Here is a 20,548-nt window from a genome sequence, read left to right as displayed (position 1 = left end):
CGGCGAGTGGGCAGGTAGACGTGGAGATGATCTACGGCCTGCGGGAACTTGACGAAGGGGGGTTTGCGGCTCAATATATAGGTGTCGCCAGTCGCGCCCGGCCATGCCCAGATACAGCTGGAATGGCAGTCGCGAACACGTGGGCGCGCGTTGGCCGGCCTTTCCGGCAGCGCATATCAAGGAGTCAACATGGCGAAGGCCCTCTACGGCCACGTAGGTGCAGCGCCCGACCGGCGTCTGCTCGACGAGGTCACCCGACTGCGTGCCAGGGTTCAGGCACTGGAGTTCGAGCTCACGCGGGTGCGTGCCGAGAACGATCGGCTCGCGGCCGCCGCGGCGGAGGCGGACGATCTGCTCCGGCTCGCCGAGCCCGCGCTGACCTGATCTCCGCGTCGGAAAACTGAATCGCACCACGCAGAAAACGCGCGCCGACACCTGTGTGCCGGCGCGCAGCTTTGTCTTCACGCGCCTTTCCGGCAGCCATTCTTTGATCTTGTCGTGATCCGGACCGGAAGTGCGCCGGCGCTATCGCCGAAATCGTCGCCGCGAACCCGGTCGTGAACGGCACGCGCCTTTGCCGGGGCGTAGTGACCAGCCGTTCCGGAAACCGACCCTCGGCCCCCGCCGGCGACGTACGGGGCGGGTCGCGTACCGGCCCCCGGGGCAACCCGGGTTAGTCTGCGGGATCAGCAGGTGCGCAGCCGGCGACGGCACGGCGGCCACCGGACGAGGATCGAGAAGGTGCATCTCAAGAGCCTGACGGTGAAGGGCTTCAAGTCCTTCGCCTCCGCGACGACGCTCAAGCTGGAGCCCGGGATCACCTGCGTGGTCGGCCCGAACGGCTCCGGCAAGTCCAACGTCGTCGACGCCATCGCCTGGGTGCTCGGCGAGCAGGGCGCCAAGGCCCTGCGCGGCGGCAAGATGGAGGACGTCATCTTCGCGGGCACCGCGGGCCGGGCGCCGCTGGGCCGCGCCGAGGTCACGCTGACCATCGACAACACCGACGGCGCGCTGCCCATCGAGTACACCGAGGTGTCGATCACCCGCCGGATGTTCCGTTCCGGCGAGAGCGAGTACGAGATCAACGGCAACTCGTGCCGGCTGCTCGACATCCAGGAGCTGCTGTCGGACTCCGGCATCGGCCGGGAGATGCACATCATCGTCGGCCAGGGCCGGCTCGACGGCATGCTGCACGCCAAGCCGGAGGACCGGCGCGCCTTCATCGAGGAGGCGGCCGGCGTCCTCAAGCACCGCAAGCGCAAGGAGAAGGCGCTGCGGAAGCTCGACGCGATGCAGACGAACCTCGACCGGCTCACCGACCTCACCACGGAACTGCGCCGCCAGCTCAAGCCGCTCGGCCGGCAGGCCGAGGTGGCCCGCCGGGCCGCGGCCATCCAGGCCAACCTGCGCGACGCCCGCCTGCGGCTGCTCGCCGACGACCTGGCCACCCTGCGCGCCACCCTCGACAAGGAGATCGCCGACGAGACCGCGGTGCGGGAGCGGCGCGAGCAGGTCGAGGCCGAGTACGGCGAGGTGCAGCGCCGCCTCGGTGAGCTGGAGGCCGCCCTCGCCGAGGACGCCCCGCTGCTCGCCGCCGCGCAGGACACCTGGTACCGGCTCTCCGCCCTCCAGGAGCGGTTCCGCTCGATCGAACAGCTCGCCCGGGAGCGGCTGCGCCACCTCAGCGCGACGCCCGACGACGAGCGGCCCGGGCGCGACCCGGACCAGTTGGAGGCCGAGGCCGAGCGGGTGCGCGAGCAGGAGGAGGAACTGCGCGCCGCGCTCACCGACGACCAGATCCGCCTCGCCGAGGCCGTCGAGCACCGCCAGGAGCTGGAACGCCAGCTCGCCGCCGCCGAGCGTGAACTGGTCGCCGCCGCGAAGGCCATCGCGGACCGGCGGGAGGGGCTGGCCCGGCTCACCGGCCAGGTGAACTCGGCGCGGGCCCGCACCACGAGCGCCGGCGAGGAGATCGAGCGGCTCGCGGCCGCGCACACCGACGCGCTGGGCCGGGCCGAGAAGGCCCAGGCCGACCTCGACGCGGTGGCCGCCCAGTCCACCGAGGCGGACCGGGACAACGCCGACCTGGACGAGCGGCACGCCGAGGCGGTAGCCGTGCACGAGCGGGCCCAGGCGGCCGTACGCTCCCTCTCCGACGCCGAGCGGGCCGCGGAGAAGGACGCCGCCACCTGGAAGGCCCGCGAGGAGGCGCTCGCCCTCGGCCTGCGCCGCAAGGACGGGGCCGGCGCCCTGCTGGTCCGTGCCGGCGACGTGCCCGGCCTGCTCGGCAGCCTCTCCGGGCTGCTCACGGTCGCGCCGGGGCACGAGGCCGCGCTCGCCGCGGCGCTCGGCGGCCTGGCCGACGCGGTCGCGGTGACCGGCGTCGACGAGGCGGTCGAGGCGATGCGGCTGCTGAAGATCTCCGACGCCGGGCGGGCCGGCCTGCTCGTCGGCAGCCCCGCCGGCCCCGGCATGGACGGCCCGGCGGACGCGCTGCGCCCGAAGCTGCCCGACGGCGCGCGCTGGGCACCGGACCTGGTGGAGTGCGCCGAGCAGCTGCGGCCGGCCGTGCACCGGGCACTGCGCGACGTGGTGCTCGTCGACGATCTCGCGGCCGCCGCCGAGTTGGTGGGCGACAACCCGGAGCTGCGGGCGGTCACGCCGGACGGCGACGTGGTGGGGGCGTACGCGGCGGCCGGCGGTTCGGCGAAGGCGCCCAGCTTCATCGAGGTGCAGGCCGCCGTCGAGGAGGCGCGGGCCAACCGGATCACGGCCGAGCGGACGGCCGCGGAGCTGCGCGAGCAGTTGGTGGAGGCGCGGGCCGAGGTGGCCGCCGCCAAGGACGCGGTGCAGCATGCGGCCGCCGCCAAGCGGGAGGCGGAGAGCCACCGCAACGCGGCCGCGCGGCGGCTGGCCGAGCTGGGTGCGGCGGCCCGGTCGGCGAAGGCCGAGACCGAGCGGCTCGGGGAATCCCGGGCGCGCGCGGAGGCCGCCCGGGAACGGGACCTCGCGACCCTGGCCGAGCTGGAGGAGCGGCTGCGACTGGCCGAGGAGACGCCCGTCGACGCCGAGCCGTCCACCGAGGAACGCGACCAGCTCGCCGCGATGGTGCCGCAGGCCCGGCAGAACGAGATGGAGGTCCGGCTGGCGGTGCGTACCGCCGAGGAGCGGGTCTCGTCGATCGCCGGCCGGGCCGACTCGCTGCGCCGGCAGGCGTCCGCGGAGCGGGCGGCGCGGGAGCGTGCCGCGGCCCGGCGTGCCGCGCGGACGCGGGGCGCGGCCATCGCGCGGGCCGTCGCGGGCGGCGCGCGGGAGGCCCTCACCCGGCTGACCACGTCCATCGCCACCGCCGAGGAGCAGCGGGACGAGGTGGCGCGGGAGCGCGCCGCGCGGGAGGCCGAGCTCCAGGAGGTACGCGGCGCGGCCAAGCGGCTCGGTGCCGAGCTGGAGCGGTTGACCAGCCAGGTGCACCGCGACGAGGTGGCCCGCGCCGAGCAGCGGCTGCGTATCGAGCAGCTGGAGGCGAAGGCGGCCGAGGACTTCGGCCTGGACGTGGAGACGCTGGTCGCCGAGTACGGCCCGACCCAACCCGTCCCGCCCACCCAGGCCGACGTCGCGGCCGCCGAGCGGGACGGCCTGCCGGTGCCGGAGCCGGTGCGCTACGAGCGTCCCGTGCAGGAGAAGCGGGCCGCCAAGGCCGAACGCGAGCTGGCCCTGCTCGGCAAGGTGAACCCCCTCGCGCTGGAGGAGTTCGCGGCCCTGGAGGAGCGCTACAAGTTCCTCTCCGAGCAGCTGGAGGACCTGAAGGCCACCCGCCGGGACCTGCTGACCGTCGTCAAGGACGTCAACGACCGGATCCTGGAGGTCTTCGCGAGCGCGTTCGCCGACACCGCGCGCGAGTTCGAGCAGGTCTTCGAAGTCCTCTTCCCGGGCGGCGAGGGGCGGCTGGTGCTCACCGACCCGGACGACCTGCTCACCACCGGCGTGGAGGTCGAGGCCCGGCCCCCGGGCAAGAAGATCAAGCGTCTGTCGCTGCTCTCCGGCGGCGAGCGGTCGCTCACCGCGGTGGCCATGCTCGTGGCGATCTTCCGCGCGCGGCCCAGCCCGTTCTACATCATGGACGAGGTGGAGGCGGCGCTCGACGACGTGAACCTGGGCCGGCTCATCACGCTCCTGGCGCAACTGCGGGAGAAGAGCCAGCTGATCGTCATCACGCACCAGAAGCGGACCATGGAGGTCGCCGACGCGCTGTACGGGGTGACCATGCGGGGCGGGGTCACCCAGGTGATCAGCCAGCGGCTCAACCGGGCCGCGGAGGACGGGCAGGAGAGGGACGAGTGAGTCGGGAACGGGCGACGGCGCTGCTGGTGGACTTCGACGGTGTGCTGCGCCGGTGGGACCCGGCGGTGGCCGCCGGCGTCGAGCGGCGCTACGGCCTCGCCGAGGGCGTGCTCACCGAGATCGCGATGCAGTGGGGGCGGCTCCAGCCCGTGCTCACCGGCCAGGTGAGCCACGCCGACTGGATGACCAGCGTGGTCGACGCGCTGGCCGACCCCGCCGGCGGCGCCGAGCGGGCCCGGGCCGCCGTCGAGGAGTGGCAGCGGTACCGGGGCGAGGTGGACGCCGACGTGCTCGCGTTCGTCCGGGAGGCGCGGGCCGCTGGCATCCGGGTCGGTCTGGCCACGAACGCCACCGACCGGCTCGACGACGACCTCGCGGCGCTCGGCCTCACCGACGAGTTCGACGCGGTGGTCAACTCGTACCGGCTCGGCGTGAACAAGCCCGCCAAGGAGTACTTCCAGGCCGCCTGCGTGGCGGTGGCCACCCCGCCGGACCGGGTGCTCTTCACCGACGACGAGGACTGGTCGGTGCGCGGGGCCCGGGCCGCGGGGCTCTCCGCCCACCGCTGGACCGGCGCCGGGGACCTGCGCTACCTGCGGGCGGCGCTGGCGTACTGAGCCGGGCGGGCTGCGCCGGTCACTCCCCGGTGACCCCGTCGATGCGTTCCCGGATGAGGTCGGCGTGGCCGTTGTGCCGGGCGTACTCCTCGATCATGTGCACGAATACCCAGCGCAGGTTGAACGTGCGCTTCTTCGGGCCGATCTCGGTGAAGGTCTCGTCGAGCGAGCGGCCGGCCGCGGCCGCCCGCGCCAGCTCGACCTCCCGGTGGAAGGTCGCGAAGTCGGCCTCGGCGTCGGCCTGGCTGACGTCGTGGTCGGCGTCCGGGTGCTCGGGCGTGTAGTAGGGGTAGTCCACGTCCTGCCCGGCGAAGTTCTCCCGGAACCACCAGGCCTCCACCTCGGCCAGGTGGCGGACCAGCCCCAGCAGGGTCAGCCCGGACGGCTCGACGCTGGCCGTGCGCAACTGCTCGGCGGTCAGGCCCGCGCATTTGAGCAGCAGGGTCTGCCGGTGGTAGTCGAGCCAGCTCTCGAGCATGGCGCGCTCGTCGCCGACGCTGATCTCAGGGGTGCGGGTGATGCTCGGTGCGGTCCACGTCATGCCGGACATACTGGCCGGTCGCCCCGACAATCCGCGACGGGGTTTGTCAGGGCACCACGACGACGGGCCACCGGCCGGTGCGCACCAGCCGGGTGGCGACGGAGCCGACCAGGCGGTGACCGGCCTGCTCCGACGCGCCCACGACCACCATGTCCGCCTGGAACTCGTCGGCGGCGTCGCGCAGCTCGACGTACGGGTCGCCCCGGCGGCACACGAACGTGATCGGCAGGCCCAGTTCCCGGGCGCCGCGCTGGATCTCCTTGCGGATCTCAGCGGTCAGCTCGTCCTGGGTGCGCTGCACCGCACCGGCGTCCACGCCGGGCAGCAGGGCGGTGAGGCCGTTCGGCGAGTTCACGAAGACGACCACGAGTGCCGCACCCTGCCGGCGGGCCAGGCCGGCCGCGTACGAGCCGGCCCGCTCCGACGTGCGGGTGCCGTCCACACCGACGAGGACCACCCGGGGGCCGTCCGTGCCGCGCTCGAACGGCAGCGGCCGGGCCTGCGGGCCGTACTCCTCGCGGTCGGGCGCTCCGACGCTCATGATCCTCTCCCTCACTCGGCCGTACGCCCGGCGGCGACGGTGACGGTCGACTCCCGTTCAGGTGCAACGCCGGGGGCGTCGGCGTTGTGCCGGCGCAGCGGCACCTCCTTGATGAAGCTCACGGCGATGAGCGCGATCAGCGCGAGCGGTGCCGCGGCGAGGAAGATGTCGCCGGCGCCGTGCCCGTACGCGCTCTCCACGACGGCGCGGACCGGGGCGGGCAGCGTGTGGACGTCGGGCAGCGCGCCTCCGCCGCCGGAGCCGGAGGCCGGTACGCCGAGCCGTCCCATGCCCTCGGCCAGGTAGTTCGTGACCTTGTGCGCGAGCACCGCGCCGAGCGCGGACACGCCGATCGCGCCGCCCAGGCTGCGGAAGAACGCCACCACCGAGCTGGCCACGCCCAGTTCGTGCGCGCCCACGGTGTTCTGCACCGCCAGCACCAGGTTCTGCATGGTCATGCCGAGGCCGACCCCGATGAGGGCCATGTACACGCTCAGGAGCGTGAAGCTGGTGTCGGCGCGCAGCGTGCCCATCAGCGCGAAGCCGGCGGTGAGCAGCGCCGAACCGGTGACCAGGTACCGCTTCCAGCGGCCGGTCCGGGTGATCACGCGCCCGGTCAGGGTCGACGAGACCAGCAGGCCGAGGATCATCGGCAGCGTCATGAGGCCGGACATCGTGGGGCTCTGCCCGCGGCTGATCTGGAAGTACTGGCCGAGGAAGACCGAGGCGCCGAACATGCCGACACCGACCGCCACGCTGGCGACGGTGGCGAGGGCGATGGTCCGGGAACGGAACAGGCGCGGCGGGATCATCGGCTCGGCGGCCCGGGTCTCGACGCGGATCGCGAGGGCGCCGAGCAGCAGCGCGCCGCCCACCATGGCCACCGTCGGCAGGGACAGCCAGGCGAACTGGTCGCCGGCGAGGGAGACCCAGATCAGCAGCACCGACACGGCGGCGGTGATGAGGGTGGCGCCCCACCAGTCGATCTGTGCCTTGCGCCGGACCACCGGCAGGTTCAGCGTCTTCTGGAGCACCACGAGGGCGGCCACGGCGAACGGCACGCCGACGTAGAAGCACCAGCGCCAGCCGAGCCAGGAGGTGTCGACGATGACGCCGCCGACCAGCGGGCCGCCGATCGTGCCGACGGCCATCACGGCGCCGAGGTAGCCGCTGTACCGGCCGCGCTCGCGCGGCGCGATCATCGTCGCCATGATCACCTGCGCCAGCGCGGTGAGACCCCCGGCGCCGACGCCCTGCAGCACCCGGCAGGCGATCAGCTCGCCGGTGCCCTGGGCGGCGCCGGCCAGCACCGAGCCGAGCACGTAGATCAGCAACGCCACCTGGACCAGGACCTTCTTGCTGGTCAGGTCGGCGAGCTTGCCCCAGATGGGGGTGGTCGCGGTGGTCGCCAGCAGCGCCGACGTGACCACCCAGGTGTACGCGGACTGGCCGCCGCCGAGCTCGGTGATGATCCGCGGCAGCGCGTTCGAGACGACCGTCGAGGAGAGGATCGCGACGAACATGCCCAGGAGCAGGCCGGAGAGGGCCTCCAGCACCTGCCGGTGGGTCATGGTCAGGGCGGTCGCGCGGGAGGGCGCTGTCGCCTGGGTCATCGTGGCAGCCTCCGGGGAGAAGACGAAGGGAAACGTCGGACGGCGGGTGTGACGTCCGGGCCACGTCCGCAAGTTGCCCGAGGCAACCGTACGGGTTGGTTGCCTGAAGCAACAACTAACCGGACGTCCCGGATATTCCGCCCCGTCAGCGCCCCCGGCGGGCGCCGCCGCCCGCCGCCTGGCGCCCGGACCAGCCGTCAGGACCAGGCGTCGTTGAACCGGGCCAGCAACCGGCCGAACTCGGCGACGTCGTGGGCCGGCCAGCTCTCCAGCACCCGCCGGATGTGCCCCAGCCGGGCCGCCCGCGCCGCGTCGAACCGCTGCTGCCCCTCCTCGGTGAGACTCAGCTGGGAGGCGCGCCGGTCGCTCGGGTCCGGCGCCCGGCGCACCAGGCCGAGCGCCTCCAGCGCGCGGATCTGCCGGCTCAGGGTGCCCTTGCCGATGCCCAGCCGGGCGGCCAGGTCGGTCAGCCGGACCGACTCGTAGCGGCGCAGCCAGAGCAGCAGCCCGTACGCGTTCGGCTCCAGGTTCGGGTGCACCTCACGGGCGACCTCCCAGGAAACCGCCCGCCCGCGCCGCAACAGCGCGGTCAACTCGTGCTCGACCTCGCGCAGCGTCTCCGCCTGCTCGTCCACGCCGTAGAGGGTACGGTCCGCGTCAGGAACCGTCGGTCAGCCGCTGCCGCATCACCGGCCGGAGGTGCCCGTCCCCCGTGGTGCCCTCGACGGTCACCTCCGCCTTCCGGCCCCGGTGCACGAGCGTGGCCACCGCGTTGCCGAAGTACGGGCCGGCCAGCTTGCGCCAGCGCACGCCGGGGCGGCGCACCCCGGCCGAGCGCGCCAGCGCCCAGGTGGCGCCCGCCGGGCCGGGTGACCAGCCGAGCCGCATCAGCGGGCGCATCCCGGCCGGAACCTGGTTGTGGATCGGCGAGCAGGTGAGCTGGTGCACCGGCGTGGTCACCGCGGGGTCGTCGAAGCGCGCCCGGGCCACGTACGAGTGGTGCACGTCACCGGAGAGCACGCTGATCGACGCGGGCGGGGCGTACGCCGGACCGGCGCCCACCCGGTCGCCCGGCGTCCCCGGCGTGCCGCTGCCGATGCGGGCGAACGTGGCGCCGAGCCCCTCGAACGAGCGGCGGAACGCCGCCCAGTGCTCCAGGTCGAGCGCCCGGCGCAGCTTCTCGGAGATCCGGCCGACCCACGGGCGCGGGGAGTCCGCCAGCTTCTCGTTCCACGCCTCCACGTGGTGGATGCCGGGCGGCAGCAGCCAGGGCAGCGAGGCGCCGACCACCAGGTGGTCGTAGACGCCGTGCACCTGGTCGAGGAACCAGGACCACTCGCCCGGGGGCAGCATGGCCCGGTTGCCGGGCTCGAGCACCCGGCTGCACCGGTTGTCCAGCATGACGAGCCGGGTCCGGCCGAGATCCAGCGCGTAGCTCCACTGGTACTGCACGGCCCGCCAGCGCTCGGTGTCGTGGGCGAGGTCGGACTCCTGGTCGACCCGCTGCCCGAACTCCCGCAGCACGCCGGTGGCGTCCTCGGCGGCGCTGACCTTCGCGAAGACCGGGTCGGTGGCGATCTCGTCCGGGGTGAGGTTGCCCAGGTGCTGGTAGACCCAGTACGAGGCGAGGCCGCTGCCGATCCGCTCGGCCCACCAGGGCTGGCGGCGGGCGTCGTCGCGCCACGAGGCGGAGGTGTTCCAGTCGTCGATGATCTCGTGGTCGTCGAAGATCATCACGCTCGGCACGGTGGAGAGCAGCCAGCGGATCTCCGGGTCGCGCCACGACTCGAGGTAGAGCTTCGTGTACTCGTCGAAGCTCACCACCTGGTCGGCCGGCGCGCCACGCGGCCGGCGCCGGCGCCGGCGCAGCAGCCGGCGGACCGTGGGGGAGGTGACGTCCGCGTAGACCTGGTCACCGAGCAGCACCAGCAGGTCGGGCAGCGCGGCCGGGTCGGGGTCGGCGATGAGCCGCCGGGCGTACGCGTCGAGCGCGTCCGGGGGCAGCTTGCGGGCCGTGGCGTGCTGGGTGGTCTCCCGGCAGGAGCCGAAGATCAGCCGTACGGGCTGGTCGCGGTCGTCGGCGGCGCGGGTGCGGATCACGCTCGGGGGGAAGCCGGAGCGGGGCACCGGCCACACCACCTCGCCGTCGACGAGCACCTCGTACGTCGTGGCGCTGTCCGGCTCCAGGCCCTCCACGACCACGAGGGCGTAGTGGTGGTCGTACGCCGTGAAGGTGGGCGCGGTGCCGGTGGCGCCGACGGCGGTACGGACGGTGACCACGGCGGGCGCGGCCGTTTCGACCCAGACGGTGGCCCGCGTCCCGACGACCCGGCGCAACAGCGGGCCGATGAGCAGGTGTGCGGCGGGCATGGCGAACCTCCGGGATGAGCGGACTTCATCTTTACTACCCGGCCGGCGGTCGCACCACTGCTGGCTGTGACCGAGCCTACCGTCGTCTCCGGACGTGTTCCGGGGTGCCGTGGCTGGGACGTTCGCGCCGGCATCTGACAGGATTTCGGCATGACGGATTACCTCCTCATCGCACTCGCCCTGCTCGGCGTGCTGATCCTCGGCACGCTCGGGCTGGTCGTGCCGCGCCTGCGCCGCCGCCCGGAGCCACCGCTACCGACGACGGAGGTCGAGACACGGGCGGAGGAGGACCTGGCCGGCCCGCCGGTCGAGGCGCCCGAGGCGGAACTCTCGACGGGCGTGCTCGTCGAGCCGCCGCCCGTGGTGGAGGCCCCGGCGCCGGTGCTGGAGGTGCCGGAGCCGACCGCCGGCCGGCTGGTGCGGCTGCGCACTCGGCTGTCCCGCTCCCAGAACGTCTTCGGCAAGGGCCTGCTCGGGCTGCTCAGCCGGGACCGCCTCGACGAGGACACCTGGGAGGAGATCGAGGACAGCCTGATCACCGCCGACGTGGGCGTCGACGCCACCCGGGAGATCGTCGACCGGTTGCGCGAGCGCACCCGCGTGCTGGGCACCCGCACCGCCGGTGAGCTGCAGGCGCTGCTCGCGGCCGAGCTGGTCAACGCGCTCGACCCGACCATGGACCGCTCGCTGAAGACCGCCGGCGCGGAGGGCGTCCCGGCCGTGCTGCTGGTGGTCGGGGTGAACGGCGCCGGCAAGACCACCACCTGCGGCAAGATCGCCCGGGTGCTGGTCGCCGACGGGCGCAGCGTGCTCCTGGGCGCGGCCGACACGTTCCGCGCCGCGGCGGCCGACCAGCTGGAGACCTGGGGGAGCCGCGTGGGCGCCGAGACGGTGCGCGGCCCGGAGGGCGCCGACCCGGCGAGCGTCGCCTTCGACGCCGTGCGGCGGGGCATCGACACCGGCGTGGACACCGTGCTGATCGACACCGCCGGCCGCCTCCAGAACAAGGTCGGCCTCATGGACGAGCTCGGCAAGGTCAAGCGGGTGGTGGAGAAGCACGGCCCGATCGACGAGACCATCCTGATCCTGGACGCCACCACCGGCCAGAACGGGCTGGAGCAGGCCCGGGTGTTCACCGAGGTCGTCAACGTCACCGGCGTGGTGCTCACCAAGCTCGACGGCACCGCCAAGGGCGGCATCGTGATCGCGGTACAGCGCAAGCTCGGCATCCCGGTGAAGCTCGTCGGCCTCGGCGAGGGGCCGGACGACCTGGCGCCGTTCGACCCGGCCCAGTTCGTCGACGCGCTTCTGGGTACCGAGACCGCGGCACGGGACGCGTAGTCTCGGGTGAGCACTGACGATCGCGCGTACGCGGGCTGGCGCGACCCGAGCCACCCCTCGCAGCGCCTGGGGAGACCGTACGTGACCTCGCAGGAGATCCCGCTGCACGGCGGCAACGTGAGCACCGTCGTCCGGGTCGGTGACACGGTCCGGCGCAACGCCGGCCCGTGGACCCCCTCGGTGCACGCCCTGCTGCGCCACCTGGAGTACGTCGGGTTCACCGGCGCCCCCCGCGCGTTGGGGATGGACGAGCGCAACCGGGAGGTCCTGTCGTACCTGGAGGGGGAGTGCGGGGAGTACCCGCTGGCCCCGCACTGGGTGACCGACGAGGCGCTGGTGACCGTCGCCACGATGCTGCGCATGTTCCACGACGCGCAGTACGGCTTCGTCCCGCCGCCGAACGCCGTGTGGCGGTCGTTCGGGCCGCCGCCGCCGGACACCGAGGTGATCTGCCACCACGACGCGGCGCCCCACAACGTCATCTGGCGGCCGGACGGCACCCTCGGGCTGATCGACTTCGACCTCGCCTCGCCCGGCGCGCGGATCTACGACGTGGCGTACGCGGCGTGGACGTGGGTGCCGATCTTCTCCGACCGGGACTCGATCACCCTCGGCTGGAAGCACCCCGACCGGCCGCGCCGGCTGCGCCTCTTCGCCGACGCGTACGGGCTGATCCCGCGGGACCGGCACCGGCTGATCCGCACCATCCGCAAGCGGATCGTGGACCACGTGGAGGGGATCCGCCGGATGGCCGCCGCCGGCGACCCGGCGTTCGTCCGGATCGTGCACAAGGGCCACCTGCGCCGGCCCATGCGGGACCTGCGCCTGCTCGACTACGAGCGGCACGCCCTGGAGAACGCGCTCCGCTGACCCACGGCGGTGGATCATGCCGGCCGGTCGTCCATCGACGGCCGCCGTCCGGCTGATCCACCGCCGTCCATACGCCTGTCCGCGTGTCGTCCTTCACACGTCCGAAACAACCCGTCACGGAACGGAAACCGGCCGGGGTCTCTGGGTGAAACAGCCGGCGACGAGGCTTCCCGCAGCCGGCGTACGGGCGACGCTGCCCCGGAAGCCGCGAAGGAGGGAACTTCACCTAGAGGAGGCCAGCGTGCCTGATGCACCGACGATCGACTCCGGCAACACCGTCTGGCTGCTGGTGTCGACTGCGCTCGTGTTGCTCATGACGCCCGGACTGGCGCTGTTCTACGGCGGCCTCAACCGGGCCAAGGGCGTGCTCAACATGATGATGATGAGCTTCACCGCGATCGGGCTCATCTCCGTACTGTGGTGGTTCTACGGCTTCAGCATCGCCTTCGGCAGCGATGTGAACGGGTTCTGGGGCGACCCAGCCGCGTATCTCGGCACCAAGACGTTCCTCGCCGAGACCGACCTGTGGGGCGCGACCGCCGACAACCCGAGCGGGATCGGCGTCCCGCTGTACGTGTTCATGGCGTTCCAGATGGTCTTCGCGGTGATCACCGTCGCGCTGATCAGCGGCGCCGTCGCCGACCGGGCCCGGATCGCCGGCTGGCTGCTGTTCGCCTTCGGCTGGGCCACCCTGGTGTACTTCCCGGTCGCCCACTGGGTCTGGGGCGGCGGCATCATCGGCGGCGACATCCACGCGCTGGACTTCGCCGGCGGCACCGCCGTGCACATCAACGCCGGCGCCGCGGCCCTGGCCGTCGCCCTGGTGCTCGGCAAGCGGCTGGGCTGGCCCCGCGAGGGCATGAAGCCGCACAACATCCCGCTCGTCGCGCTCGGCGCCGGCCTGCTCTGGTTCGGCTGGTTCGGGTTCAACGCCGGCTCCGAACTCACCGTCGACTCGGTCGCCGCGCTCGCCTTCATCAACACCCAGCTGGCCACCGCTGCCGCGGTGCTCGGCTGGATCGTGGTCGAGTGGATCAAGGACCGGAAGCCGACCATGGTCGGCGCCTCGTCCGGCGCCGTCGCCGGCCTGGTCGCCATCACGCCCGCCTGCGGCTTCATCGCGCCCTGGGCGTCGGTGCTGCTGGGCCTGGTCGCCGGGGCGGTCTGCGCGTTCGCGGTCGGCCTCAAGTACCGGCTGGGGTACGACGACTCCCTCGACGTGGTCGGCGTGCACTTCGTGGGCGGCTGGATCGGCTCGCTCTGGCTGGGCCTGTTCGCCACCAACTCGGTGAACTCCGCGATCACCGACGTGGTCGGCGCCTCCGACGGCCTCTTCTACGGCGGTGGGCTGACCCAGCTCGGCCGGCAGGCGCTCGCCGGTCTCATCGTGAGCGTCTGGTCCTTCGGCGTGGCCTGGCTGATCGCCTTCGCCATCGAGAAGACGATGGGCTTCCGGGTCCGCTCCGAGGCCGAGGTCGGTGGCATCGACATCGCCGAGCACGCCGAGAGCGGCTACGACCTCTCCCCGGCCGGCGGCAGCGGTGGCGCGTTCGCGATGGCCGGCATCGGGTCGGCCGCGGGGGCCCCGGCGGGTGGCACCAAGCCGGCCGGCGAGCCCGCCGAGCCGGTCGGCGAGAAGGTCGCCGGTTAACGTTTCTCCGATGGAGGGGTTGGACATGAAGCTGGTGACCGCTGTCATCAAGCCCTACCAGCTGGACGCCGTGAAGGAAGCCCTGCACGCCCTCGGCGTGGCCGGGTTGACCGTCAGCGAGGTCCAGGGGTACGGGCGGCAGAAGGGGCACACCGAGGTCTACCGGGGTGCCGAGTACACGGTCGAGTTCCTGCCGAAGATCCGGGTCGAGGTGCTCACCGACGAGATCGACGTCGAGAAGATCGTCGACGCGATCGTGGGCGCGGCCCGCACCGGCAAGATCGGTGACGGGAAGGTCTGGGTGACCTCCGTCGACGAGGTCGTCCGCGTCCGCACCGGCGAGCGCGGCCTCGACGCCCTGTAGGAAGCCGCGATGACCTCGTCGACCGCGCGGGCCGCGTCGGGAACCCCCGCTCCCGCTGACGTGGACCGCCCGGTCGGCGGGGTCGTCGCCCCGCCCGGCATCGGCGAGGCGCCGCGGCGGCGGCGGGCCGACGCGTACGACGCGTTCCTCGCCCCGCTGCTGCCGAGCCGTCCGGGCGTGGCGCTCGTCGCCGTCGGCGGGCTCGGCCGCCGGCAGTGCGCTCCGCACGGCGACCTCGACCTGGTGCTGCTGCACGCCGGGGTGCCCGGCATCGACGACCTGGCCGCCTCGCTCTGGTACCCGGTCTGGGACGCCGGCCTGCGGCTGGACCACTCCGTCCGTACCGTGGCCGAGGCCCTCTCGGTTGCCCAGGACGACGTCAAGGTGGCCCTCGGGCTGCTCGACGCCCGGCTGGTGGCCGGCGACGCGGCGCTCGCCGACACGCTGATCCGCACCGCCGTCGACCACTGGCGGCGCACCGCCGTACGCCGGCTCCCGCACCTGCGCGAGATCACCGCCGCCCGCTGGCAGGCCCACGGCGAACTGGCCTTCCTGCTGGAAGGGGACGTCAAGGAGGCCGCCGGCGGCCTGCGCGACGTGGGCATCCTCCGGGCCGTGGCGACCGCCGGCGTCACCGACGCGCTGCGTCCCGCCGTGCGCGCCGCCCACGTACGGCTGCTCGACGTCCGGGACGCCCTGCACGAGCAGGCCGGCCGCCGGGTCGACCGGCTGCTCGCCCAGGAGCGCGACGCCGTGGCCGCGCGGCTCGGGCTGCGGCAACCCCAGCCCACCGGCGCGCCGGGCAACGGGCACGACGGGGACGTCCTGCTGCGCCGGGTGGCCGGCGACGCCCGCACGGTCAGCCACGCGCTGGACGACGCGTTCCGCGCCGCCGAGCGGCTGCGAGCCGGCCGGTCCCGGACCGGCAGCGCCCGCCCCGCACGCCGTCCCGTGGCACGCGACGTGGTCGCGCACGACGGCGAGCTGGTGCTGGCCCGGACCGCCATCGGCGCCCGGCCCGACCCGACTCTGTCGCTGCGGGTCGCCGCCGCGGCGGCCACCACCGGCCTGCCGATCGCCCGTGCCACCTGCGAGTGGCTGGCCGCGTACTGCCCACCGCTGCCCACGCCCTGGCCGGCCGAGGCCCGGGCCGCGCTCGTCACCCTGCTCGGCGCCGGCCCCGGCCTGGTCGCCGCCTGGGAGACGTGCGACCGGTACGGCCTGGTGGACGGCTGGCTGCCGGAGTGGCCCCGGATGCGCAGCCTGCCGCAGCACAACCCGGTGCACCGGTTCACCCTCGACCGGCACCTCGTGCAGACCGCATGCGAGGCCAGCCGGTACGCCCGCGAGGTGGACCGCCCCGACCTGCTGCTGCTCGGCGCCCTGCTGCACGACATCGGCAAGGGACTGCCGGCCGCGAACGCCGAGGCCCTGCCCGGGGGACGGGAAGCGGGCGACGGCGCGCCCGGGGGACGGGACCCGGGCGACGGTGCGGCCGACCACAGCACGGCGGGCGTCCCCGTCGCCGAGGCCGTGGCGACCCGGATCGGCCTGCCCGCGCCGGAGGTGGCCCTCATCGGCACGTTGGTCCGCCTGCACCTGCTGCTGCCCGACGTGGCCACCCGCCGCGACCTCGCCGACCCGGTCACCATCTCCCGGGTCGCCGAGGCGGTCGGCGACCCCGCCACCCTCGACCTGCTGCACGCCCTGGTCCGGGCGGACGCCGCGGCCACCGGCCCGGCGGCCTGGTCGTCCTGGAAGGGACGCCTCGTCGCCGAGCTGGTCGGGCGGGTCCGCACGGCGCTGCACACCGGCGCCCTGCCCGCCCCGCCCACGCCGGACCCGGCGTTGCTCGCCGAGCCGCTGCCGGTCGTCCGGCTGACCGGGGACCGGGTCGCCGTCGCCGCCGCGGACCGCCGGGGGCTGCTCGCCACGGTGGCCGGCTGCCTGTCCCTGCACCGGCTCGACGTGGTCTCGGCGGACGCCTCGACGGTCGACGGGCGGGCCCTCGTGGAGTGCCGGGTGCAACCCCGCTACGGCCTCGCGCCCGACCCGATCGCGCTCGGCGGCGACCTGCGACGGGCCGTCGCAGGTGACGTCTCCGTCACCCAGCGCCTGCGCGGGCGGGCCCTCGCCGGTCGCCGGGAGGCCGCCGCCCCGCGCGTCGTGTGGCACCGGGAGGCCGCCACCGACGCGGTCGTGCTCGAACTGCGCGCCGCCGACGCCGCCGGGCTGCTCTACCGGGTCACCTGCGCGCTCGACGAGGCCGGCGCGCAGGTCCGCGCCGCCCGCATCGCCACCCTCGGCGGCGACGTGGTCGACGCCTTCTACCTGGTCGGGCGCTGGCCCGACGACGCCACCCGGGCGCGCCTGGAAGCCGCCGTCCTCGGCGCCGTCTGACCGGTCGTCCCCGGCGCGGCCCGGGTGCGCCGCCCGGCGGCCCTCCCGGACGTCGGCTACGCCCGGGGACGTACGCGCGAAGCCGCGCGCCGGCCGACGTGCCGGCACCCGTACCGCGGAACGCTCGACGGCATGAACCTGCCAGTGCAGACCGAAGGACTCACCAAGCGGTACGGCGACCTGACCGCCGTACGGGACCTCGACCTGACCGTGCGGGCCGGCGAGGTGTACGGCTTCCTCGGCCCCAACGGCGCCGGCAAGACCACCACCCTGCGGATGCTGCTCGGCCTCGTCCGCCCCACGGCCGGCACCGTCCGGCTGCTGGGCCGGCCACCCGGCGCCGGGCAGCTGGCCCAGGTCGGCGCGCTGATCGAGGGCCCCGCCTTCTACCCCTACCTGTCGGGGCGGGAGAACCTGCGGGTGCTCGCCCGCTACGCCGGCGCCCCGGCCGGGCGGGTGCCGCTCGTGCTCGACCTGGTCGACCTCGCCGACCGGGCCGGTGACCGGTACGCCGGCTACTCGCTCGGCATGAAGCAGCGGCTCGGGGTGGCCGCCGCCCTGCTCAAGGACCCCCGCCTGCTCATCCTCGACGAACCCACCAACGGCCTGGACCCGGCCGGTACGGCCGACATGCGCCAGCTGATCCGCCGGCTGGGCGCGGCCGGCTGCACGGTGCTCCTCTCCAGCCATCTGCTCGGCGAGGTGGAGCAGGTCTGCGACCGCGTCGGGGTGGTGTCCCGGGGCCGGCTGATCGCCGAGGGCAGCGTGGCCGACCTGCGCGGCACGGCCGTCCTGCGGGTGCTGGCCGAGCCGCTGGACGGCGCGGCCGAACGGGCCCGGGACCTGCTCGGCGCGGACCGGGTGCGGGTGGTCGACGGGGCGCTGGAACTAACCGTCGAGCCGGACCGGGCGGCCTGGCTGAACACCGAACTCGTCCGGGCCGGTGTGGCCGTACGGGAGCTGCGCCCCCACGAGCGCGACCTGGAGCAGGTGTTCTTCGAACTGATCGGAAAGGAGACGGCCGATGTCCGGTAGCTTCCAAGCGGAACTGGTCAAACTGGTACGGCGGCCGGCGGCCTGGCTGCTGCTCGTCATCGCGCTGGCGCTCGCCGTGCTGTTCACGTACGTCTTCCCGTACGCCGGCTACGCGGCCGGCACGGCCGGCCCGAACGCGGCGCGCGGGCTGCCGGCGCTGCTGCCCGACCAGCTGGTGGGCAACTCGCTGGGCGGCCTGCCGGTCTTCCTCGGCGCGATCGTGCTGATCCTCGGCGTGCTCGTGGTCGGCGGCGAGTACGGATGGGGCACCTGGAAGACCGTGCTGTCGCAGGGGCCGTCCCGGCTCGCGGTCTACGCCGGCAAGCTGCTGGCGCTGGCCGTGGCGACCCTGGTCGTCGTGCTGGCCGTGTTCGGCGTCGGAGCGGTGAGCAGTGTTCTCGTCGCGGCCGCCGAGGCGCAACCGGTGCACTGGCCCGGGCTCGGCGACCTGCTCACCGGGATCGGCGCGGGGTGGCTCATCGCCACGATGTGGGCGATGCTCGGTGTCGTGCTGGCCGTCGCGCTGCGTGCCGTGGCCCTCCCGGTCGGGTTGGGCCTGGTGTGGATGCTGGCCGTGCAGAATCTGCTCACCGCCATCGCCGCGCCCCTGCTGGACTGGGTGGCGCAGGTCCAGAAGGGCCTGCCAGGCCCCAACGCCGGCTCGCTGGCCGCCGCGCTCGGCGCCTCCTCGGACACCCCCGGGGTGCTGGCGACGGTCGGTGGCGGTCAGGCGGCGACGGTCGTGGCCGGATACCTGGTCGCGTTCGCGGTGGTGGGCGCGGCGCTGCTGCGCCGCCGGGACATCGACTGACGGGCGGACGCGTGACGAGCGGAGGGAGGGGTGGCGTGGACCGGTTACGGCTCCCCGACGGTGCGGCGCCGTTGCGCCGGCGACGGCCCGGGTGGCGGGACAGCGTCGGCGACGCCGCCCTGGCCCTCGTCCTGCTCGCTTTCGGGCTGGCGGGCACCGCACCGTCAGCCGCCGAACGGGGCGTCACCGCCGACGCGCGGGCGTACGCGCTGGTGGTGGCCGCCGCGCTGGCGCTCGCGGTGCGGCGCCGCTGGCCGTTCGCCACGCTGGCCGTGGCCGCCGTGACCACCACCGCGTACCTGCTGCTCTACCCGTACGGGCCGATCCTCGTGTCGTTCCTGGTGGCGGTCTACACGGTCGCCGTGCACCGCCCCCTGCGCCCGGCGGCCGTCGGTGGCGCCGCCGCGCTCGCGCTGCTCACGGTCCACGTCTTCGCCGGTGCCCGCCCGCCAGGGCTGCTCGGGCTGATGCCCGCCGCCGCGTGGGTGGTGGTGCCCTTCGCGGTCGGGACCACCGTGCGGCTCACCCGGGAGGCGACCGCCCGCAACCGGGCCGAGGAGGCGCGGCAGCTGGCCGACGGGGAACGGCTGCGGGTGGCCCAGGAGGTCCACGACGTGGTCGGCCACGGTCTCGCCGCCATCCACATGCAGGCCGAGATCGCGCTGCACCTGCTTGAGAAGCGACCCGAGCAGGCGGAGACGGCGCTCGCCGCCATCAGCCGGACGAGCAAGGAGGCGCTCGACGAGCTGCGCGTCACGCTGGCGGTGGTCCGCCGGGGCGACGGCACGGCCGAGCGGGCGCCCGCGCCGGGGCTCGCCCAGGTCCCGGTGCTGCGCGACCGGCTGGCCGGCACCGGGCTGCCGGTGACCGTGGACGTCGACGGCGAGCCGGTGACGCTGCCCGTGGCCGTGGACCTGGCCGCGTACCGGGTCGTCCAGGAGTCGTTGACCAACGTGCTGCGGCACGCCGGCCCGGCGACCGCCGCGGTACGGATCCGCTACACCCCGACGGAGGTGGACGTGGAGGTGACCGACACCGGCCGAGGCACGGCCGCGCAGGGCCGTGCCGGCGGCGGCTCCGGGTTGGCCGGGATGCGGGAGCGGATCTCCGCCCTGGGCGGGTCGTTCGACGCCGGACCCGCCGAGGGCGGCGGTTTTCGGGTGTACGCGAGGCTGCCCGTGGAGGAGCGCCCATGATCAAGGTGTTGATCGCCGACGACCAGGACCTGGTGCGGATCGGGCTGCGCGCCCTCGTGGAGAGCGAGGACGACCTGACCCTCGCCGGGGAGGCCGCGGACGGGCTGGCCGCCGTGGAGCTGGCCCGCCGGGAGCGCCCCGACGTGATTCTGATGGACGTCCGGATGCCCGGCGTCGACGGCATCGAGGCGACCCGCCGGATCGTGGCCGATCCGGAGCTGACCGGCACCCGGGTGGTCGTGCTGACCACGTTCGAGCTGGACGAGTACGTCTTCGACGCCCTGCGCCACGGTGCCAGCGGTTTCCTCACCAAGGACACTCGACCCGCCGACCTGCTCCGCGCGATCCGGCTGGTGGCCGAGGGCGAGGCGCTGCTCTCGCCCTCCGTGACCCGGCGGGTGGTCCGCGAGTTCGCCACCCGGCCGGCTCGGGTGCCCCGCCCGCACCCCCGGCTCGGCACGCTCACCGAGCGGGAACGCGAGGTGGTCGGGCTGGTGGGCGAGGGGTTGAGCAACGAGGAGATCGCCGAGCGGCTGGTGGTCAGCCCGGCCACGGCGCGTACCCACGTCAGCCGGGCCATGGTCAAGCTCGCCGCGCGGGACCGGGCGCAGTTGGTCGTGTTCGCGTACCAGTCGGGGCTCGTCCAGTCGTGATCGTCTGGCTCAACGGCGCCCGCCTTCGGCTGCCCTGACTGCCGGCGCGCAAGATCGCGCTCGTTCCAGGATGTAGGGGCCTCGCCGTGCCCCGGATGCCACTACTTCCTCGAAGTAGCACGATCATGGGGGGTGCGGCGTCTGCGGCGTCGCCGCGGCGCGGGCTGGCCGGCGCGGAGCGTGGGTGTCGGCGGCGGGCTACCC

At 74.2% G+C, this 20,548-nt stretch carries 17 protein-coding genes; 12 read left to right on the top strand and 5 right to left on the bottom strand.

Features of this window, described 5'->3' with window-relative positions; genetic code table 11:
* Window positions 1–189: 189 nt before the first annotated feature.
* The 3 genes from D7193_RS05030 (at window position 190) to D7193_RS05020 (ending at window position 4,958) form a co-directional block, all read left to right on the top strand.
* On the top strand, window positions 190–384 hold the full coding sequence (locus D7193_RS05030) for a hypothetical protein (protein ID WP_120778149.1): 195 nt from the start codon (window positions 190–192) through the stop codon (window positions 382–384).
* A gap of 357 nt (window positions 385–741) precedes the next feature.
* Window positions 742–4,341, top strand: a complete 3,600-nt coding sequence (gene smc / locus D7193_RS05025) for a chromosome segregation protein SMC (protein ID WP_120779272.1) — start codon at window positions 742–744, stop codon at window positions 4,339–4,341.
* The gene (locus tag D7193_RS05020) at window positions 4,338–4,958 is read left to right on the top strand and encodes an HAD family hydrolase (RefSeq protein WP_120778148.1); all 621 of its coding nucleotides are present in this window, start codon (window positions 4,338–4,340) and stop codon (window positions 4,956–4,958) included. Before smc ends, D7193_RS05020 begins: the two co-directional genes overlap by 4 nt.
* Before the next feature lie 19 nt (window positions 4,959–4,977).
* Here D7193_RS05020 and D7193_RS05015 read toward each other — a convergent pair whose 3' ends face one another.
* The 5 genes from D7193_RS05015 to D7193_RS04995 all read right to left on the bottom strand — a co-directional run bounded on the left by D7193_RS05015 (window position 4,978) and on the right by D7193_RS04995 (window position 10,023).
* Window positions 4,978–5,499, bottom strand: a complete 522-nt coding sequence (locus D7193_RS05015) for a DinB family protein (RefSeq protein WP_120779271.1) — start codon at window positions 5,497–5,499, stop codon at window positions 4,978–4,980.
* 46 nt (window positions 5,500–5,545) lie between these two features.
* The gene (locus D7193_RS05010) at window positions 5,546–6,040 is read right to left on the bottom strand and encodes a universal stress protein (RefSeq protein ID WP_120778147.1); all 495 of its coding nucleotides are present in this window, start codon (window positions 6,038–6,040) and stop codon (window positions 5,546–5,548) included.
* An 11-nt stretch (window positions 6,041–6,051) separates the two neighbouring features.
* Window positions 6,052–7,653 (bottom strand): MDR family MFS transporter, encoded by a 1,602-nt coding sequence (locus tag D7193_RS05005; RefSeq protein ID WP_120778146.1) that lies wholly within the window; start codon window positions 7,651–7,653, stop codon window positions 6,052–6,054.
* A gap of 197 nt (window positions 7,654–7,850) precedes the next feature.
* The gene (locus D7193_RS05000; protein ID WP_120778145.1) at window positions 7,851–8,288 is read right to left on the bottom strand and encodes a MarR family winged helix-turn-helix transcriptional regulator; all 438 of its coding nucleotides are present in this window, start codon (window positions 8,286–8,288) and stop codon (window positions 7,851–7,853) included.
* A 22-nt stretch (window positions 8,289–8,310) separates the two neighbouring features.
* The gene (locus tag D7193_RS04995) at window positions 8,311–10,023 is read right to left on the bottom strand and encodes an alkaline phosphatase D family protein (RefSeq protein ID WP_120778144.1); all 1,713 of its coding nucleotides are present in this window, start codon (window positions 10,021–10,023) and stop codon (window positions 8,311–8,313) included.
* Window positions 10,024–10,173: 150 nt separating this feature from the next.
* Here D7193_RS04995 and ftsY point away from each other — a divergent pair, with 150 nt between their 5' ends.
* The 9 genes from ftsY to D7193_RS04950 all read left to right on the top strand — a co-directional run bounded on the left by ftsY (window position 10,174) and on the right by D7193_RS04950 (window position 20,344).
* On the top strand, window positions 10,174–11,364 hold the full coding sequence (gene ftsY, locus D7193_RS04990) for a signal recognition particle-docking protein FtsY (RefSeq protein ID WP_120778143.1): 1,191 nt from the start codon (window positions 10,174–10,176) through the stop codon (window positions 11,362–11,364).
* A gap of 6 nt (window positions 11,365–11,370) precedes the next feature.
* Entirely contained in the window at window positions 11,371–12,234 is an 864-nt protein-coding gene (locus D7193_RS04985) for a phosphotransferase (protein ID WP_174242548.1), read from the top strand.
* A gap of 241 nt (window positions 12,235–12,475) precedes the next feature.
* The gene (locus D7193_RS04980; RefSeq protein WP_120778141.1) at window positions 12,476–13,885 is read left to right on the top strand and encodes an ammonium transporter; all 1,410 of its coding nucleotides are present in this window, start codon (window positions 12,476–12,478) and stop codon (window positions 13,883–13,885) included.
* A 25-nt stretch (window positions 13,886–13,910) separates the two neighbouring features.
* A complete protein-coding gene (locus tag D7193_RS04975; protein ID WP_174242592.1) occupies window positions 13,911–14,249 on the top strand; it encodes a P-II family nitrogen regulator in 339 nt (112 codons plus the stop codon).
* Between the two features lie 9 nt (window positions 14,250–14,258).
* A complete protein-coding gene (locus D7193_RS04970) occupies window positions 14,259–16,649 on the top strand; it encodes a [protein-PII] uridylyltransferase (RefSeq protein ID WP_120778140.1) in 2,391 nt (796 codons plus the stop codon).
* Between the two features lie 132 nt (window positions 16,650–16,781).
* A complete protein-coding gene (locus D7193_RS04965) occupies window positions 16,782–17,684 on the top strand; it encodes an ABC transporter ATP-binding protein (RefSeq protein ID WP_120779270.1) in 903 nt (300 codons plus the stop codon).
* On the top strand, window positions 17,674–18,495 hold the full coding sequence (locus tag D7193_RS04960) for an ABC transporter permease (RefSeq protein ID WP_120778139.1): 822 nt from the start codon (window positions 17,674–17,676) through the stop codon (window positions 18,493–18,495). Before D7193_RS04965 ends, D7193_RS04960 begins: the two co-directional genes overlap by 11 nt.
* Window positions 18,496–18,530: 35 nt before the next feature.
* Window positions 18,531–19,691, top strand: coding sequence for a sensor histidine kinase (locus D7193_RS04955; protein ID WP_241562817.1), 1,161 nt, complete (start codon window positions 18,531–18,533; stop codon window positions 19,689–19,691).
* Window positions 19,688–20,344, top strand: a complete 657-nt coding sequence (locus D7193_RS04950) for a response regulator transcription factor (RefSeq protein ID WP_120778138.1) — start codon at window positions 19,688–19,690, stop codon at window positions 20,342–20,344. The genes D7193_RS04955 and D7193_RS04950 overlap by 4 nt, the downstream gene beginning before the upstream one ends.
* Window positions 20,345–20,548 lie beyond the last annotated feature (204 nt).

Source organism: Micromonospora costi (assembly GCF_003626655.1).
In the GTDB taxonomy this organism is placed as follows: domain Bacteria; phylum Actinomycetota; class Actinomycetes; order Mycobacteriales; family Micromonosporaceae; genus Micromonospora; species Micromonospora costi.
This window is presented reverse-complemented; position numbering and strand designations above follow the sequence as displayed.

Excerpts from the sequence above, each read along its gene's own strand:
- D7193_RS05010 (WP_120778147.1), bottom strand. The coding sequence starts at position 6,040 with ATGAGCGTCGGAGCGCCCGACCGCGAGGAGTACGGCCCGCAGGCCCGG.
- D7193_RS04950 (WP_120778138.1), top strand. The coding sequence starts at position 19,688 with ATGATCAAGGTGTTGATCGCCGACGACCAGGACCTGGTGCGGATCGGG.
- D7193_RS05015 (WP_120779271.1), bottom strand. The coding sequence starts at position 5,499 with ATGACGTGGACCGCACCGAGCATCACCCGCACCCCTGAGATCAGCGTC.
- D7193_RS04970 (WP_120778140.1), top strand. The coding sequence starts at position 14,259 with ATGACCTCGTCGACCGCGCGGGCCGCGTCGGGAACCCCCGCTCCCGCT.
- D7193_RS04960 (WP_120778139.1), top strand. The coding sequence starts at position 17,674 with ATGTCCGGTAGCTTCCAAGCGGAACTGGTCAAACTGGTACGGCGGCCG.
- D7193_RS04965 (WP_120779270.1), top strand. The coding sequence starts at position 16,782 with ATGAACCTGCCAGTGCAGACCGAAGGACTCACCAAGCGGTACGGCGAC.
- ftsY (WP_120778143.1), top strand. The coding sequence starts at position 10,174 with ATGACGGATTACCTCCTCATCGCACTCGCCCTGCTCGGCGTGCTGATC.
- D7193_RS05030 (WP_120778149.1), top strand. The coding sequence starts at position 190 with ATGGCGAAGGCCCTCTACGGCCACGTAGGTGCAGCGCCCGACCGGCGT.
- D7193_RS05005 (WP_120778146.1), bottom strand. The coding sequence starts at position 7,653 with ATGACCCAGGCGACAGCGCCCTCCCGCGCGACCGCCCTGACCATGACC.
- D7193_RS04975 (WP_174242592.1), top strand. The coding sequence starts at position 13,911 with ATGAAGCTGGTGACCGCTGTCATCAAGCCCTACCAGCTGGACGCCGTG.
- D7193_RS04995 (WP_120778144.1), bottom strand. The coding sequence starts at position 10,023 with ATGCCCGCCGCACACCTGCTCATCGGCCCGCTGTTGCGCCGGGTCGTC.